The 15,289-nt window shown below is 70.8% G+C and carries 18 protein-coding genes; 9 read left to right on the forward strand and 9 right to left on the reverse strand.

Translation table 11 applies throughout. The features are described 5' to 3' along the window. Nucleotides 1-298 precede the first annotated feature (298 nt). Nucleotides 299-781, reverse strand: a complete 483-nt coding sequence (locus OO71_RS02935) for an RNA polymerase sigma factor (protein ID WP_033288065.1) — start codon at nt 779-781, stop codon at nt 299-301. Nucleotides 782-1,053: 272 nt separating this feature from the next. On the opposite strand from OO71_RS02935, the gene OO71_RS51475 reads away from it, so the two are divergent. Continuing rightward, nucleotides 1,054-1,416, forward strand: coding sequence for a hypothetical protein (locus OO71_RS51475; RefSeq protein ID WP_211260429.1), 363 nt, complete (start codon nt 1,054-1,056; stop codon nt 1,414-1,416). A gap of 70 nt (nt 1,417-1,486) precedes the next feature. Here the strand turns inward: OO71_RS51475 and OO71_RS02945 are convergent, their stop codons facing one another. The 3 genes from OO71_RS02945 to OO71_RS02955 all read right to left on the reverse strand — a co-directional run bounded on the left by OO71_RS02945 (nt 1,487) and on the right by OO71_RS02955 (nt 6,188). Further along, a complete protein-coding gene (locus OO71_RS02945) occupies nt 1,487-3,226 on the reverse strand; it encodes a beta strand repeat-containing protein (RefSeq protein WP_033288066.1) in 1,740 nt (579 codons plus the stop codon). A 56-nt stretch (nt 3,227-3,282) separates the two neighbouring features. Then, nucleotides 3,283-4,182, reverse strand: coding sequence for a hypothetical protein (locus OO71_RS02950; RefSeq protein ID WP_033288067.1), 900 nt, complete (start codon nt 4,180-4,182; stop codon nt 3,283-3,285). Nucleotides 4,183-5,243: 1,061 nt separating this feature from the next. Next, complete coding sequence (locus tag OO71_RS02955; protein WP_033288068.1) at nt 5,244-6,188, reverse strand: ferritin-like domain-containing protein; 945 nt, start codon at nt 6,186-6,188, stop codon at nt 5,244-5,246. A 630-nt stretch (nt 6,189-6,818) separates the two neighbouring features. On the opposite strand from OO71_RS02955, the gene OO71_RS02960 reads away from it, so the two are divergent. From OO71_RS02960 to OO71_RS02965, 3 genes are all read left to right on the forward strand, one after another. Further along, the gene (locus OO71_RS02960; RefSeq protein ID WP_033288069.1) at nt 6,819-7,187 is read left to right on the forward strand and encodes a hypothetical protein; all 369 of its coding nucleotides are present in this window, start codon (nt 6,819-6,821) and stop codon (nt 7,185-7,187) included. Between the two features lie 71 nt (nt 7,188-7,258). Beyond that, on the forward strand, nt 7,259-7,381 hold the full coding sequence (locus OO71_RS52850) for a hypothetical protein (RefSeq protein ID WP_281178387.1): 123 nt from the start codon (nt 7,259-7,261) through the stop codon (nt 7,379-7,381). Continuing rightward, nucleotides 7,378-7,755 carry a membrane protein gene (locus OO71_RS02965; protein ID WP_033288070.1) on the forward strand — a complete coding sequence of 126 codons (378 nt, stop codon included), beginning with the start codon at nt 7,378-7,380 and terminating at the stop codon, nt 7,753-7,755. The genes OO71_RS52850 and OO71_RS02965 overlap by 4 nt, the downstream gene beginning before the upstream one ends. Nucleotides 7,756-7,846: 91 nt before the next feature. Here the strand turns inward: OO71_RS02965 and OO71_RS50810 are convergent, their stop codons facing one another. Next, the gene (locus tag OO71_RS50810; RefSeq protein WP_051790953.1) at nt 7,847-8,122 is read right to left on the reverse strand and encodes a hypothetical protein; all 276 of its coding nucleotides are present in this window, start codon (nt 8,120-8,122) and stop codon (nt 7,847-7,849) included. A 154-nt stretch (nt 8,123-8,276) separates the two neighbouring features. Here OO71_RS50810 and OO71_RS02975 point away from each other — a divergent pair, with 154 nt between their 5' ends. From OO71_RS02975 to OO71_RS02990, 3 genes are all read left to right on the forward strand, one after another. Further along, the gene (locus OO71_RS02975) at nt 8,277-9,710 is read left to right on the forward strand and encodes a dihydrolipoyl dehydrogenase family protein (RefSeq protein ID WP_033288071.1); all 1,434 of its coding nucleotides are present in this window, start codon (nt 8,277-8,279) and stop codon (nt 9,708-9,710) included. A 37-nt stretch (nt 9,711-9,747) separates the two neighbouring features. Continuing rightward, nucleotides 9,748-10,062 (forward strand): hypothetical protein, encoded by a 315-nt coding sequence (locus OO71_RS02980; protein WP_156096135.1) that lies wholly within the window; start codon nt 9,748-9,750, stop codon nt 10,060-10,062. An 898-nt stretch (nt 10,063-10,960) separates the two neighbouring features. Beyond that, complete coding sequence (locus OO71_RS02990; protein WP_033288074.1) at nt 10,961-11,704, forward strand: inorganic phosphate transporter; 744 nt, start codon at nt 10,961-10,963, stop codon at nt 11,702-11,704. Here the strand turns inward: OO71_RS02990 and OO71_RS02995 are convergent. The 4 genes from OO71_RS02995 to OO71_RS03010 all read right to left on the reverse strand — a co-directional run bounded on the left by OO71_RS02995 (nt 11,686) and on the right by OO71_RS03010 (nt 14,391). Next, the gene (locus tag OO71_RS02995; RefSeq protein ID WP_084144666.1) at nt 11,686-12,285 is read right to left on the reverse strand and encodes a CDP-alcohol phosphatidyltransferase family protein; all 600 of its coding nucleotides are present in this window, start codon (nt 12,283-12,285) and stop codon (nt 11,686-11,688) included. The two genes, OO71_RS02990 and OO71_RS02995, sit on opposite strands and share 19 nt — an antisense overlap. A gap of 71 nt (nt 12,286-12,356) precedes the next feature. Next, complete coding sequence (locus tag OO71_RS46110) at nt 12,357-12,737, reverse strand: carboxymuconolactone decarboxylase family protein (RefSeq protein ID WP_051790954.1); 381 nt, start codon at nt 12,735-12,737, stop codon at nt 12,357-12,359. Between the two features lie 56 nt (nt 12,738-12,793). Then, nucleotides 12,794-13,645, reverse strand: a complete 852-nt coding sequence (locus OO71_RS03005; protein WP_084144667.1) for a class I SAM-dependent methyltransferase — start codon at nt 13,643-13,645, stop codon at nt 12,794-12,796. Next, the gene (locus OO71_RS03010; RefSeq protein ID WP_033288076.1) at nt 13,645-14,391 is read right to left on the reverse strand and encodes a Crp/Fnr family transcriptional regulator; all 747 of its coding nucleotides are present in this window, start codon (nt 14,389-14,391) and stop codon (nt 13,645-13,647) included. Before OO71_RS03010 ends, OO71_RS03005 begins: the two co-directional genes overlap by 1 nt. A 142-nt stretch (nt 14,392-14,533) precedes the next feature. On the opposite strand from OO71_RS03010, the gene OO71_RS03015 reads away from it, so the two are divergent. Both OO71_RS03015 and OO71_RS48160 read left to right on the forward strand, forming a co-directional pair. Next, entirely contained in the window at nt 14,534-14,878 is a 345-nt protein-coding gene (locus tag OO71_RS03015) for a DUF427 domain-containing protein (protein WP_245633550.1), read from the forward strand. Beyond that, nucleotides 14,875-15,261, forward strand: coding sequence for a glutaredoxin family protein (locus OO71_RS48160; RefSeq protein WP_063739994.1), 387 nt, complete (start codon nt 14,875-14,877; stop codon nt 15,259-15,261). The genes OO71_RS03015 and OO71_RS48160 overlap by 4 nt, the downstream gene beginning before the upstream one ends. Nucleotides 15,262-15,289: the final 28 nt, after the last annotated feature.

The following is a 15,289-nucleotide window of genomic DNA, read 5'->3' on the forward strand; positions in this document are numbered from 1 at the left end:
CGGCACCGCGAACATCGTGCCGGCCGACGCGAACGGCATCGCCTACAGCCGCAGCCCCGGGCAGGTACTGAACATCGTGTACCTGACCCCCAAGGCCGCGACCTCAGGCGGTTTCTTCCCCAAGGGAGTCAACGGCCCGGTGAACAGCAGCGCCGCCAACGGTTGAATTCGGGTACCCCTTGTGGGTGCCTGTGCCGGTCAGCATGGCACCGGTGCAGGCACCCACCCGGGAATCCGGCACGGTCGAGCTGGGCGACGCGGGCAGTGCAGGCCTGGACCGGCGACCTGCCTGCGGGTGTCAGGAACGCGCCTGCGTAGCGACGGTCCGCAGCGCGGCGCGCACCAGCCGGGCGACCTGGCTCGACGTCCAGCCGGTCGCGTCGGTGACCTCAGCGACGCTGCGATGTGCCAGCGCAGTCGCCCAGAGTGCGTAGCGCTGCCGGGGCGGCAGCAACGCCAGCTCGTCGAGCAGGACCGCGTCCCGTATCGCTGAGGCCAGCCGGGCCGGATCCACCTGCGACGCGAGCTCGGCCTGCAGGACCGCCAGTACCTGGGCGCGGGTACCCCGCCGGGCGGGGTCTTTCGCGGGACGGGACGTGTCCACGCTGGCCAATGCGAGCACCACACTGCCCCGGGCCCGGGCACGCGCACGGCGCGACTGTCCCACGGCCTGGTGCGCGACCCGATAAGCCAGCGCCAGCATCCGCTCGTCGACCGAGGGCACCCCATCCAGCCAGGACGGCACCGAACCCGGGCACGCATCGCGGGTCCCGGCCGTCATCGGAGCACACCCCGGAATCGTCCGGCGAACCGACGTTGGATCAGTTCCCCGGCGGCGACAACGAGGCCAGTGTCAGCAGTTCTGCCGAACGCGGCCGCAGCCCATTCGCGGAGCAACGGGGCCTCCGGTGGCAGGGCGATGTGCTGGACTGCGGTCATCACTGCCTTTCCCCGTCAGCAGCATTCTGGCCTGGGGTGGATGCGCTGGCGGCTCGATGCTAGACCCGGCGCGACCGCGGGCGCGACCGCAGGGGTCAGCCCAGGTCGATGCGGATGACGCCCGGGGTGGTCGGCTGGGGCGAGCCGGTGACCGGCTCGGTGGTGATCCCGATCCGGTCGATGTCCGCCGGGAACACCGTGAGCACATTCCGCCGTCGCCTGCTCGTGACCGCCGCGCTGCCCGCCGCGGCACTCGGCTTCCTGCTCGCCGCCCCCGGCGCGGCGTCCGCCTCCACCACACCCGCCCCTGCGGTCGCACAGTCCTCCGACGACGGCCACGGACACCACCATCGCTACGGCTTGGACCTGAATCTCAGCCTTGTGCTGGGCCTGCAGATCAGCGGCCACGGCGGCTGGCACGACGGCGACGACTGCGACGGCGGTCTCCTCGGCGACGGCCTGGTGCTCGGCGGCTGACGTTCCGGTGTGCAAAGGAGCGGGGCACCGGATTCCTCCGGTGCCCCGCTTTTGTGCGGCCCGCGAACCGTCAGACGGTGTGCGGGGCGTGCGCGGCGGTGTTCCAGTCCGAGGCGTGGACATCGGCGTTGCCGCCGTTGCCGCCCCGGCCGGAGTTCCCGCCGGTGGTGCTGCTGTCGTTCCAGGCGTCGCCGGTCGAACCGGTGGCGCCCGTGTCACCCGAGTTGCCCGAAGTCACCGTGGTGTGCGACGTCGTGTCACTCGTGTTCCAGGAACCGTGGTTCCAGCCACCGTGGTCGCAACGGCCGTGGCGGCGGTCCTGCTGCTCGTGCCCGCGGGTCGAGGTGACGGCGGTGTTGCCGCCGGTCGAGCCCGAGTCGCCCGAGTTGCCGGACGTGCCGGTCACGGCGTTGTTGTGGCTGGTGGCGCTCCCGGCGTCGCCGGAGTTGCCACCGTTGCCACCCTTGGCGGTGCCGGTCACGACACCCAGGACTCCGGTGCGGCCGCCCTGCTCGTGACGCTTCCAGCTGTGCCCACCGGTGTTCGTGGCGGAGTTCTGGCCGGTGCTGACCACGGTGGCGTCGCCGCCGTTGCCCGCCCCGCCGGAGTTCCCGCCGGTGGTGGCGCTCCGGTTGCCAGCGGCACCGGTCGACCCGGTGGCACCGGTGTCACCCGAGTTGCCCGACGTCACAGCGGTGTGCGAGGTCGTGCCGTTCTCGTGCTTCCAGCCACCATTGTTCCAGCCGCCGCTGTGGTTCCAGCGGTTGTCCTGGCCGCCCAGGGTCCACACGATGGCGGAGTTGCCGCCGGTGGAGCCCGAGTCGCCCGAGCTGCCGGAGTTCCCGGTCAGCGCGCTGTTGGTGCTGTTCGCGTTGCCGGCGTCGCCGGAGTTGCCTCCGTTGCCGCCGGTGGCGGTGCCGGTGACCGAACCCCGGACGCCCGTGGTGCCGCTGCCCTGATTGTGGCGGTTCCAGCCCCAGCTGTGACCACCGTCGTTCGTGGCGGAGTTCTCGCCGGACGCGGTCGTGGTGGCGTCGCCGCCGTGGCCCGCGTCGCCGGAGTTGCCGCCGGTGGTGCTGCTGGTGTTGGTCGCGTCACCGGTCGGGCCGGTGGCACCGGTGTTCCCGGAGTCACCCGAGGTCACCGTGGTGTCGCAGCGGGCCAGCACGCACAGGCCGTAGGCGCTGTTGCCGCCGGTGGACCCGGAGTTGCCCGAGTTCCCGGAGCTCCCGCTGACGGCCTTGTTGGTGCTGGTGGCGTTGCCGGCGTCGCCGGAGTTGCCACCGTTGCCGCCCTTGGCCGTGCCGCTCACGGAGCCCGAAATTCCGCTTCGCGACGAGTGGCGACCGTTGTGCGAACCGGCCGTGTTCTTGCCGGACGCGGCCGTGGTCCCGGAGCCGCCGTTGCCGGCGTTCCCGGAGTTGCCGCCGGTGGTGGTGCTGGTGTTCGAGGCGTTCCCGGTCGAGCCGGTCGAGCCGGTGTTCCCGGAGTTGCCCGAGGACACCGAGGTGCTGCACTTGGCCAGGACGCAGACGCCATAGGCGCTGTTGTGCCCGGTGGACCCGGAGTTGCCCGAGTTCCCGGAGTTCCCGCTGACAGCGTTGTTGCCGCTGCTCGCGTTCCCGCCGGAACCGGAGTCGCCGCCGTTGCCGCCGGAGGCGGTGCCGGAGACGACGGAGTGCAGCGTGTCGCCGAGCCCGCCCAGCGGGCCGGAGTTCCCGGTGTCCGCATTGGCCACCGCATTGCCCAGCAGGAGGAACCCGCCGGAGACGAACGCGGCGGTCAGGCCGCGTCGTACGTACTTGTGCATGACTTCCCTTTCCGTGCTCTCTGTCCATTGTGGATTTTGAAGGTGGAAAGGGAACGTCAGCTCGGATGATCGTTGCCGTAGGACTCCAGCCAGTGCAACGACCACGCGCCGGCGGGCGGCGCCCGCCACGTGCGATCCGTGCCGGGCATACGGCTTCCGGCATCGGTCACGGCGAACTCGCCGCCGTACTGAGAACCGGAACCGGCGGACAGCGCGCCGCTCACGCCCGCGACGTCCGTGAGCAGCCCGCCGCCACCGGATCCCGACAGCGGACCGGCGACGCCGATCTGCGCCGAACCGGAATGTAGGGCAACCGACCCGGCCACGGCCCGTACGTCAGGACGACGATGCGAGCCGGTCTGCTTGACCACGACCGGACCGCCGGGTCCGGCAGGCGCGGCGACCGGCGCAGAACCGAGGTCTCCGCGCGGCGCGGGTTTCGCCGGCCGAACGGCCTCCGGATGCCCGGTCACCGCCGGGACCACGTGCTCAGCCCCGACCGCCCGCACCACCGGCGCGGTCAACGGCGCCGTGGCGCGCAGGACCGGCGAGGTCGCCGGGGACACCGCGTGCAGAACGGGCGCGGCGACCGGCCGCAAGGCCGACAGCGCCGGCTCCGCCGCGTGCAGCAACGGCCGGGTCAGCGGGGCGACCACGGGCTCGAGCCCGTACGTCGCCGGCTTCACCGCCGGAGCCACCCGCGACGTCACCGCGTGAACCGTGGCCGTGACCGGCTTGAGCACCGGACCGACCGGCTTGAGCATGTCGTGCGCGGTGTCGCCGACCTGGTCGAGCACGCCAGGCCGGGCCGGCGGAGGCGAACCCTCGGAAGCGTTCGCGGCCTCCGACACGGCCAAGGCCAGCAGAGTGAATCCGAACAACGCGCCGGCCACCACGAGCACCCGAAGCACCAGCGGGTGCCGCACCGACGTGTCATCCGTCAGGGAAGTATCCATCCATCTCACCCCCCTTCGAGTCTGGACTTCACCGTCAGTCGATATTCGAGGCAGCATCATCACTGGATTGGGGGCAGATCGAAGTTTTTTCTTTTCCTCGAACGAGTTTTCTACCGCTGAGTAGCGGGTATCATGCGCGCCTCGCCGGCGACAATACGGAGAAGAGTGTCCGGGTTTATCACACGAGTGACCAGAATGGACGCCTCGCCGCGGCTACTTCGGCCCGACCCGCTCGCCCGCATCACGCGACCTGCGCGCGAGGTTCAACCCAGCCGCGGCGCGAACGGCCCCCAACGGAGGACAATCCCCGCGCCGGGAGTCCGGCGACGGCCCTCGGCTCTCGTGTCTCCGTCGTCAGCACCGGCCTTGACCTGCACGACCGTTCGAGAGTGCGTTGTCGCTGTGCCTGGCAGGACACCTGCACGAGTGCGAAACCGCCGCGCAGGGGTAATCGCTGAGCCAGCGTGCGCCGACGAGCCGTCCGGGAGGAACCCGTGAACATAGCCAGGGCGAAGAGCCAACCGGGGGCCGGAACCGCTGGTCGCGAAGTCGCCGCCGTGACGTCGCGACCGAGGACGGCGACTGTGCCGGAGGTGCGCAGCGGGTCGCGGACCACGTCGCCTCTCCGCCGGAGAGACTGCTGCTCCTGACCTGCCGCGTCGCGCGCCGGGCCGGTGGGTCCCGACGCCGCAGCTCGCGGTTGTGTCGTCGGGTGCTCGTTGTCCACGACCAGCGCCCGGCAACTCTCCGGCAGTGCGTCCGCTTCGTTCAGGCACGGCAAGATCACATCGATCGGATGGCGCACACCAGGTATTCAGGACCACTGCTTCAGGTATTGCTGCGGATGCCGACGATTACCAACATCCGCGCACGGAAACCACCAGCTAGATTGCGCTTAAAAGTCATCATGCTGGGTATTCGTCGCAAATTTCGATTCTGGGAAAACTGACGGAGGACTGCGCGCGGGCCGCGGCCGACGCCGGTCGTGCCGAGCCGAACCCGAGAACGCAGCGGGCAGGACGTCGTCCGTTGGAGTCCGGCCCCGCTGCCGGTGGCAGGAGTCAGTGGCCGGCGCTGGTGTTGACTTCGCCGTTGACGCCCTTGGGGAAGAAGCCGCCGGAGGTCGCGGCCTTCGGGGTCAGGTAGACGATGTTGAGGACCTGGCCGGGGCTGCGGGAGAAGGCGATGCCGTTGTTGTCGGCCGGGACGATGTTGGCGCGGCCGCGGCTGTCGATCACGCCCTCGTCGTCGGTCGGGCCGTCGAGGCTGTCGCGAGCGTCGGACAGCTTGACCGTGGCCTTCCCGTCGCCGCGCTCGTAGAGGGCGCTGCGGATGTTGCCGGCGTGGTAGGCCTCGACGGCGAGGATACCGGCGGCGGCCTCCAGGTCCGTCTTGTTGCTGATCAAGGGTGCGGCGCCCTTGTAGGCGGTGACGCCGACGTCTTCGAAGAGAAACGCGGCGAGCAGGAAGTTCTCCTCGCACGCGAAGGCGTCGAAGCTGAGGCCCGGTTTGACCAGGCGGGCGGCCTGGGCGGCAGCGGTGAAGCTGGACTGCAGGTCGATCGCCGGACGGCTGACCGCCGCCGAGCCGAGCGCGGAGCGCAGGAACTGGACGTGGTCCTTCTCGTCGGCGGCGATCTCTTGGGCGTACTGGCGCACGGCACGGGATTCGAAGCGGACGGCGCGGCCGCCGGTGACGCCGCCGCGGGTGCCGGTTCCGGTGGTCATCGAGTCGGCGAGGCCCTTGCCGGTGACAGCGTTCAGATAGAACTCGGCTTCCAGGTATTCGAGGTTGAGCGCGAAGTTGAGGACCGCCCCGTCGCTGACGCCGCCGGACGCGGCCGCGGCGGTGGCCGCGGACGCGGTCCCGGTCGCGAGACCGCCGAGGGCGCCGGCACCGACGACGCCGAGGCCGGTCATGCCTGCGGCCTTGAGGAATCGTCGGCGGTCCTGGTCGTTCTCGGCGCTGCGATTGATCATTGCTGCGGCATAGCGTTTACCGAACACGGAACGAATCTCCCATCCTGCCCGCGAGCGGCATTGCGCGACGTCGGGCGTATCCCGACCGCCCCGCGGTGACCTGCGGGCGGCAGGCGCGACCTTCGTGGAAGTGCAAATTCGAGCCTGAGACCACAACGGCTTGGTCCGACGCCCGAACGGCGTAGCTCATACCCGCAATCGGGCGTGCTAAACCAGCACGACGAGAGCAAAGACGGCAAACCTGGCGAGGGCGGCCCCATGACGTCAGCCGATTGCGGACCGAGGGGTCGCGACTACGCCATCGCGGTGTCCGGCCTCCGGCTCGCCCGGCATCGACACGGGTGCGTGTTCTCCGCCGGATCCCGCACGGCCGCGCTTCGGTGTTCCGCGCCGGCAGCCATCCGGGCCAAGCAGCCCTTCCCGCCGCCGAAACTCCACCACGGACAGACGGCGACGAAGGGAAGCCCGAAGGTCTCAGCCGACAATCCGTCGTCGTTCCCTCGCCATGACCTTCTCGTATTCGGCGACCGGACAAATGGTGCAGGCCACGCCATACAGGGGTACACGTACGCCCAACAGTCGTAGACACGAGCAGAGGGGCGGCCCATGACGACCGCACACCGAAGGACGCCCGCCTTGGGCGAACCGAGGCTGAGGATGGGCACATCGGTGGCCGACGGCGCGATTGCCGTGATCGTCTCCGGATCGGCGAGCACGACCGTGCCAGAGGCGCCGCCGGCCGAGCTGAGCGAGGCGTGCGAGCTGTGCTCCGGCGTGGTCATGCTCGACCTCACCCGATGCGATATCGACGACGGCACGGTGGTCGCGACCGTCGATGGCGCCGCGTTTCACGCCCGCCGATACCGGTGCCGGATCTGTGTCGTGACCGCCGACCCAGAGGTCAGGTCGGCGTGCGCCCTCGCGGGACTCTTCGTCGCCGGTGCGCGGCAGTGCCCGCTGCCCGAACGGCCGGTGCGCCGCGATGAGCTCCCGTCACCTCGCACCGCCGAACCGGCCGTCAGCTGATGATCCTTGCGTTGCCGGAGGACCTTGCCCCCCTTTACCCACCGATGGCATCGTTGACCGGCGGAGTGTTGATGCCGGGTGCGATTCTGTCCGCGAAGCTGGTCGTCGTCGACGCCCGGTCGCCGTCGGCGTGTGTCTGCTCGCTGACGTTTCCGTGGCCGACCGTGGAACGGTGGACTGAGATGGTGCCGTGAGCACGTCCAACCGGGAGCCGACCGGCAAAGCCAGGACCGACCGGTTGCCGGTGTGGCGGATCGGCCTGGCCGGCGGGCTGGTGGGCATCCTCTGCTGCGTCGGCCCGACCGTGCTGGCGCTGCTCGGCGTCGTTGGCGCCGGAACCGCGTTCGCGTGGGCGACGAACCTCTACGGCGGCTACGCGTGGTGGTTCCGGCTCGGCGGGCTGCTCGTCCTCACCGGACTGATCTGGCGATCCCTGCGGCGCCGCAACCAGTGCAGTGTCGCCGGATTACGGCGCTGGCGCTGGCGCCTGCTCGCCGTTCTCGGGATCGCGGTGGGCGTCTATGCCGCGTTGTACGCAGTGACCACCTGGCTGGGCGCCTTCGCCTGATCATCGCCCGGCAAGACACACGGAGGTGCCGGCGCAAGGACGGCTTGGGCTGCTCGGTGCAGTGCTGCGCGCCGCGGCCCGCGTGCGAAGCTCAGACCCCAGCTGCACCGCCCGGAGCACCCGCGGCTCCGCGCCCGCCGGTCTCCAGCGCCGCGAGTCGGGGTACCGAATGCTCGGCCAGGCAGCGGCGCCGCGCGGCCAGGCACAGGTCCTGACAAGCTGGCCGAACGTGGCATACAGGCTGAACCGGCTGATATCGGTGGTCCACGACGTCGGCGATACCGGTGCCGGCCCAGCCGCGCTGCGACAACAGCCGGGTCACGGTGCCGGTGACCGCCGAGGGATCGAAATGCTTGACGTCGGGCACCGCGCACCTCCACCGTGAACCGTGTTTTGCAAGTTATTGCCGAGGTGCCGGTGATGCGGACGAGAGCGTCGGGTCGCTGACACATCCCGCTCACCCTGCCAGTCGTTTTGGTGTGCGGGACGATGAGTGCGTAGCACGAAGCGGGAGGACCAGCGTGACGCGAGGCTATGACCTTGCCATTGTCGGCGGCGGAACCGCCGGCATCATCGCCGCCAAGACCGCAGGCGGGCTCGGCGCGCGGGTCGTCCTGGTGGAGCGTGACCGCACCGGCGGTGACTGCCTGTGGACCGGGTGCGTGCCGAGCAAGTCTTTGATCGCCGCCGCCCGCGCCGCGCAGGCCATGCGCGCGGCGGGCCGGTTCGGTATCACGCCGGTTGAGCCGCGGGTCGACTTCGCCGCCGTCATGGCTCATGTCCGCCGGGCGATCGAGCGGATCGAGCCGGTCGACTCACCCGGGGCGCTGGCCGAGGCCGGTGCCGAGGTCATCGCCGGCACCGCGGAGTTCTCCGGACCGGAGGAGCTCCGCGTCGACGGCCGGTCACTGCGGTTCCGGCACGCGCTGATCGCCACCGGCTCCGCCCCGGCGCTCCCGCCGGTGCCCGGCCTGGCCGAGGTCAAGCCGCTGACCAGCGACACCGTCTGGGACCTGGCCGAACTGCCGGCGCGGCTGGTCGTGCTGGGCGGCGGCCCGATCGGGTGCGAGCTCGGGCAGGCATTCGCCCGGCTCGGCGCCGAGGTGACCGTCATCGAGGCCGTCGACCGCCTCGTGCCCCGTGACGAACCCCAGGCCGCGATCGCGCTGTCGGCGACGCTGTCCGCGGACGGGATCCGTGTGCTGACCTCGACCACCGTGACCAAGGTCGTCAGACATGCCGACGGGATACGGCTGGAGCTCAGCGGCCGCGACTTGGACGTTCTCGATGCGGACCGGGTGCTCGTGTCCACCGGTCGCCGTCCCCGTACCGCCGGCCTCGGGTTGGAGCGGACTGGGGTGCGGCTGGACGAGCGTGGCCACGTGGCGGTGGACGCCAAGCTGCGCACGAGCAACCGCCGCATCTACGCGGCCGGCGATGTCACCGGCGCGCCGGCGTTCACCCACGTCGCGGGCATGCACGGCAGCATCGCCGCCACCAACGCACTGCTCGTGCCTACGCGCCGGATCGACCACGACCGGATCCCGCGGGTGACGTTCACCGACCCGGAGATCGCCCACGTCGGTCTCACCGAAGCCCAGGCCCGCCACCGCCACGGTGGCGCGGTTCGGGTCCGGCTGCTGCGGCACGAGCACGTCGACCGCGCGATCGTCGAGGACGACACTGACGGCTTCACCCACGTCGTGCTCGACGCCAAAGGCCGCGTGCTCGGCGCGACGATCGTGGCGCCGCGTGCCGGAGAGATGATCGCCGAACTCGCCGGCCTGGTCGCCCGCCGTGGACGGTTGCGGGATCTCGCGCCGGTAGTCCACCCCTATCCGGCCTGGTCTGATGGTGTCTGGAACGCGGCCGTGGCCGAGTCGCGCGAGGCGCTGCATGCACCGGCCATGCGCCGCCTCACCGGTGCCCTGCTGCGTCTGCGCCGGGCCCGGTGACGCGGGGCGCGCCGGGAACCGCGATTTGTGGAACCCGTTGCGAACGCCGGAGTTCGGCCGGCGCTGGGCGCGCGGGTGGTTGCCTTGGCCGCAGACGGGCTGTTCCAGACCGGCCGGCTCGATCTTCTTCAGCCCCGAGCGCGCCACCACCGCCGGGCGGGCCGCGGCGGGCTTCGCGACGCTGCTGCCCTGCGGCGTGATCGGCCCGTTCGCCGGGCCGCTGCTCGACCGCTGCCGACGCACCCGCGTGCTCGTACTCGGCAACCGTGCCCGCACTGTGATCGTGGTGACTGCGGCGATCGCGTTGTTCGTGACGGGCCGGTGTTCTGCTTCGCTGCCTTGGCGGCGGTGAATCTCAGCCGGTTGCACAGCGCGGGCCGCGCTGGCGGCCCTGCCGCATGTCGTGACCGGTGGCCGGCTGGTGCTGGCCAACTCGGTGTGGACCGTGGCGGGGCTGACCGGCGGCGCCGTCGATACCTAAGCAGGACTCGGGATCCGTTGTCTCGGCCATGCCACCCGATTCCGCGGCCGGCCTGTCCGCGCTGATCTCCAATGCCAGGAACTTAAGGCTGTGATGTGGACGCGCTTCCGGTGTGTTTCCCAGCTCGGCTGTCTCGGGCCGGTTGAGCGCAGGTCGCTGTGGGCCCCGGACCCGGGAACGGAAGCCGGGTTATGGACCCGGTCACATGGCGATAAAGCGGGCATTCCGGCGCTGTTGATGTCCTTTGTGGATGGTCAGCGGGCCGAGGTCACGCGGCTTAAGTTCCTGGCATTGGCGCTGATCTCGGCGGGCGGACACGCGGGCGGGCTTGCGGTGGGCGCGGAAGAGGCTGACTTGGGATGATCCGTCGGCAATCCGGCGGCAGCGAGGTTTCCGGTGGTTGTGCCCGGAGGAGTGTCAGCGCCGTTACAGAGTTCCTTCCCAGATCGCGGGGTTTCCGCTGCAATGCCCGGAACCCGGTCGCGGAGGCGAGGAGAGCCAGTGACCGCACTGATCTTGATAGGAGTGCTGCTGCTGACCGGTGCCAATGGCGCCAACGACGTGTCGAAGGGGATTGCCACGCTGGCCGGGTCCGGTGTCACGCGCTACCGGACGGCTGTGGCCTGGGGTGCGGTCACCACGCTCGCGGGCGCGCTGGGCACGGTGTGGATCGCCGCCGGCATGCTCAAGCTGTTCTCCTCCGGCATTGTCGGTGCCACTTTCACTCCCGCCTTCGCCGTGGCCGTGCTGTCCGGTGTGGATGCCTTGGATGGTCACGGCGACGCTGCTGCGGCTGCCGGTGTCCACGACGCACGCGATCGTCGGCGCGCTGATCGGTGCCGGGCTGCTGCTGGATCCGAACGACGTGCGGTGGTCCGCACTGCTGACCAAGGTGGCGATCCCGCTGCTGGCCAGTGCGGTCGTGGCGTTCGCGATCTCCGCGGGACTGACGGTAGCGGCCCGTGTCGCGGCGGCCCGTCCATCCGGTCCGGCCGTGGCCGCGGATCGCCTCTGCGCGAGCGTCCCGCTTGTCGCACCGGTCCGGACGCCCCGACCGGTCCTGACGGCGGCGCACTGGCTCCCCGCCGGTGCGGTCGGTGCGGCTCGTGGCCTCAACGACACCCCGAAGCTGGTCGCGATCGGCGCGTTCGCGCTCGTCCCGGCGGGTATGACCCTCGTGGGTGTCACTGTCCTCGCGACCGCCGCTATGTGCCTCGGTGCGCTGGTGGTCGGGATCCCCGTGGCACGACGCCTCGGCGAAGGCGTCGTCACGTTGCGCCATGGCGAGGGGCTTCGCGCGAATGTCACCACGGCCGTATTGGTCGCGCTCGGCGGCTCCGCGGGACTGCCGATGTCAACCACGCACGTGTCCGGCGGCGCGATCGCCGGCACGTTGGGCGCTCAGCTGAGCCGGCGCAACCCCCGGACCTTGCGTGATTTCGCTGTCGCCTGGACCGTGACCCCGGTGATTTCCGCGGTGGTCGCCGCCGGGGTTTACCTGCTGGCGCGGTAGCCGGCACGGCTGCGCAGGACTGCGCGGACGGTGAGCACCGCTTGCATCGTCGCCGCGGGCCGGGCGACGACCGGACGGGGTGCGTCGATCATCCGGCCGCGGCGGACGCTGATCGCGGTGACAGTGATGACCGGAGCCATCCAGGCCGCCAGCGCGGCGGCGCGCATGGCGCGACTGGGTTCGTGCCGGAGTGCGAACCAGGCCCAGAAGGCCGCGTCGGCGAGTGAGTCCGCGGCTGCGCCGAATAGGGTCTGGGTGCCGAGCCGGCGGGCGATGCGTCCGTCGGCGAGATCGCTGGCGAGCGCGGCGACGGGGGTGGCCCATCCGGTGGTGAGCGCGGGCAGGTTGGCGCGGGTCAGGGTGATGGCGTCGGCGATGCCGATCGACCGTCGATGTTCGAGCATGCCCAGATGAGCCGCGGCCAGCGCCCAGCTCGTGATAGTCCACAAAGGACACTTTCGGTGGCTGACGACAGCGAAGACGAGATGCAGCGCGGTGATTTCCCCCAGGGCACGTGGTCTGCGCTGGGCTTGCCTGATCGAGCGCCGCGTGGCTTGCGTGACGAAGCGGGCCCAGGCCATGGGCCGCCATCGCCCCTGCCGTAGCCCGTCCAGGAGCGCGTTCGTTGCCGCTCGGCTGTCATGGCCGGCCGTCACGGGGCTTCGCCGAAGAGTTTCTTGAGCCTGGCGTCGCCGCCCTCGGCCAGTCGTTGCGCCGAGACGGTGAAGCAGTCCGCTGTCATCCGGCCCGGCGTGCGGGTGAGTTTCCCGACGTAGGCCAGCAGCGGCTTGAGCCGCTCCTCGACGAGCGCCGTGCCGGAATCTGCGAGCAGGGCCGGCAGAGTGTCCTCGGCCATGCCGAACGCGAACGCGGTGGCCGTGTGCACCCCGTGGCAATACCCGCATGAGTTCACCCTGGACACGCAGGCGGCGATGAGTTCGCGTTCGGCCACCGTCAGCGGGGACGGCCCCCGCGGGAGCACTTCGCGGTAGTCGAGCGATGGCCCGGCGGTGCCCGGATAGGCCCGGAACACGTCGATCAGGTTGCGTCGGATGGCAGCGACGGCAGGTACGACATGCGGTTCTCCTCTTACCCCGCGACCGGAAGACGGGCAACGACGCGACACAGCGGAAACGGCAGCCGACGTCCTGGCCGCGCCCAGGTCGCCAACGCGAGACGCGCCGCCTCGACGTTCTCGGGTGCGATGCCGGGCAGGTAGAGCCCGTCGACGAGCAGGGCTGCCGCACGCGGATCGGCGATCTCGCGCCGGAACACGCGGCGCTCGCTGGCCTCGACGACGAACCCGTGCGCGCGAAGGATCTTCGGCAGCCCGTCGCGGGCGTCGGGGTTGGGCCAGGGCTGCGACCGGATGCGCAAGGCCCGCATCACCCGCCACCACCCCCGCAGCCCTCGACCTAACCGCATCCGGGACGGGACCAAAGCGACCAGCTTCCCTCCTGGCCGCAACACCCGTGTCACCTCGGCCAGCACCGCATCGAGCGGTGTCAGCACCGGGAAGCGCATGGCCGCGCACACCGCGTCGACCGTGTTGTCGCCGATCGGCAGCTGATCGGCGCGGCCGCAGACCACCGGCCCGCGGCCGGCGGCCGCGGCAAGGGCCAGTTCCCCGGCGGACAGGTCGACGCCGAGCCACCGCTCGTCCCGCAGCACGTCACGGGTGGGCGCCGAGCCGCACGCGAGGTCGAGAATCGTCTTCGCCTTCCCGCGCAGCGGTGCCACCAGCCACGAGTACGGCCGGTTACCCCGCCGATCAGTCGCCGGGTCCAGGAGGAGTTCGGTAATACCCGGCCGATCGTCGTGATAGCGGGCCAGGTAACGAGGCCACAGCGCGGTCTCGGCCGAGGTTCGGCGTCCGGCGAGGCGGCCCACGCCGGCGACGATAAACGGCACTGCGCAGTTCACCGCCGCCCGAACCCACATCACGCCTCCTGCCCGGTGATGGTGAGCAGCTTGGCCGGATCGCGAAGGTGAATCGCGGCGTACCGCACCTCGATCAGGCCCTGGCGCTCGAATTCCTTGAGGATCTTGTTCAGGGACGGGCGCTGCACACCGAGCATCGCGGCGAGCGTGCGCTGCGGCAACGGGACGTCTTCGTCGACCGCTTCGTCGACGAGCAGCCGGGCGGCCTGCGCGGTCAGCGACCGGCCGAGCAGCCCGATGATGCGGCTCTGGCTGGTCGCCAGGCGCTGGGCGACGCTGGACAGCCAGCGGCGGGCGATCAGCGGGTGCTCGGCCAGCAGCTTCTCGAACGCGGCCGCGTCCAACGCCAGCGCGGTCACCTCGTCCAGCGCGCGGGCGGTGTAGGCCAGCGGCATGTCGAGCAGGTGCTGAATGTCGCCGTCGACGTCACCGGGCTGCAACACGTAGACCACGGCGCGGCGCCGCCCGGCGCCCACCGACAACTCGACCCGGCCGCGTCGCACGATCCATACGCCCTCCGCGGCGGCACCGCCGCGAAAGAGCACCGCGCCACGCTGGTAGGTCCGGGTACGCAGAGACGCGGCCAGCGCGTCCACGTCGGCGGAACCCAGCGGCGCCGCCTCGCCGCGTCCAACGCAGCGGGCGACCCAGGCGGCCTGCCGGATCGCCATGCCGGCCGCCGGGCCGGTGCCCAGCAGCCGCATCGTCTGCTCCATCGCCGCGGCCGGTAGCTTCGACAACGCCATGTGCCCAGCCTGGCACCGTGCCGCCCGCCGCGCTCACGCCGTCTCCGTCAAGTGTCAGCGAGGTGACACACTTTCCGCGCTGTCAGCGAGCTGACACTCCAGCAGCACGTATCGAGGCCGAAGTGATCCTATGGAACTCATGATGCGTGCTGTATGGAACGGGATCGTGCTGGCCGAGGCGCCCCGCACGGTCCGGGTCGAAGGAAACCACTACTTCCCGCCGGACTCGGTGAACACCGACTGCTTCGCCGAGAGCCGGACGAAGACGCTCTGCCCGTGGAAGGGGCTGGCCAGCTACTACAACCTGACCTCGGAGCGGGGTGGGTCGCCGGACATCGCCTGGTACTACCCGCATCCGAGCCCGCTGGCCCGGCGGATCAAGAACCACGTAGCGTTCTACCCCGAGGTGACCGTTGAGGGCGAACCCGAACCACGCCCAGGCGGCGGCTTCTGGACCCGCCTTTTCGGCCGCCCGCCCGCGTCGTGAGCTGGAACGACACCGGTGCCACGGTGTACTGGCGGCCCGGCTGCCCGTACTGCTCGCGCCTGCTCGGCGACCTCGACCGCATCGGCCTGCCCGTCCGGAAGGTCAACATCTGGGAGGACCCGCAGGCTGCTGCCCACATGCGGGCGGTCGCGGGTGGCAACGAGACGGTGCCGACCGTGGTGGTCGGAGACACCGCGATGGTCAATCCCCGTGCCGGTGCGGTCCTCAACGCCGTCCGCGCACACGCGCCCGATTCCCTCGCCGGTCTCGGCCGCGAGGACCTCGCGGCGCGCGCCGCTGGCATGCCGGGCTGGGCGTCACGCTGCTCGCCGCCATGGGCTGGTTCGCTCTTGCCGTGGCCAACCCGGCGACCACCTATCTGACACAGTGTCCAAATCCTCGGCGCGCCGC

The sequence above is a fragment of the Amycolatopsis jejuensis genome (genome assembly GCF_000717335.1).
Classification (GTDB): Bacteria; Actinomycetota; Actinomycetes; order Mycobacteriales; family Pseudonocardiaceae; genus Amycolatopsis; species Amycolatopsis jejuensis.

What these genes read in the sequence shown, in the direction of transcription:
- OO71_RS02945 (WP_033288066.1), bottom strand. Translation starts at nt 3,226, where the DNA reads ATGCACAAGTACGTACGACGCGGCCTGACCGCCGCGTTCGTCTCCGGC.
- OO71_RS03005 (WP_084144667.1), bottom strand. Translation starts at nt 13,645, where the DNA reads ATGTGGGTTCGGGCGGCGGTGAACTGCGCAGTGCCGTTTATCGTCGCC.
- OO71_RS02950 (WP_033288067.1), bottom strand. Translation starts at nt 4,182, where the DNA reads ATGGATACTTCCCTGACGGATGACACGTCGGTGCGGCACCCGCTGGTG.
- OO71_RS02995 (WP_084144666.1), bottom strand. Translation starts at nt 12,285, where the DNA reads ATGGCCTGGGCCCGCTTCGTCACGCAAGCCACGCGGCGCTCGATCAGG.
- OO71_RS52850 (WP_281178387.1), top strand. Translation starts at nt 7,259, where the DNA reads ATGCCGGGTGCGATTCTGTCCGCGAAGCTGGTCGTCGTCGACGCCCGG.
- OO71_RS51475 (WP_211260429.1), top strand. Translation starts at nt 1,054, where the DNA reads ATGACGCCCGGGGTGGTCGGCTGGGGCGAGCCGGTGACCGGCTCGGTG.
- OO71_RS03010 (WP_033288076.1), bottom strand. Translation starts at nt 14,391, where the DNA reads ATGGCGTTGTCGAAGCTACCGGCCGCGGCGATGGAGCAGACGATGCGG.
- OO71_RS02990 (WP_033288074.1), top strand. Translation starts at nt 10,961, where the DNA reads ATGGTCACGGCGACGCTGCTGCGGCTGCCGGTGTCCACGACGCACGCG.
- OO71_RS03015 (WP_245633550.1), top strand. Translation starts at nt 14,534, where the DNA reads ATGCGTGCTGTATGGAACGGGATCGTGCTGGCCGAGGCGCCCCGCACG.
- OO71_RS02935 (WP_033288065.1), bottom strand. Translation starts at nt 781, where the DNA reads ATGACGGCCGGGACCCGCGATGCGTGCCCGGGTTCGGTGCCGTCCTGG.
- OO71_RS02960 (WP_033288069.1), top strand. Translation starts at nt 6,819, where the DNA reads ATGGGCACATCGGTGGCCGACGGCGCGATTGCCGTGATCGTCTCCGGA.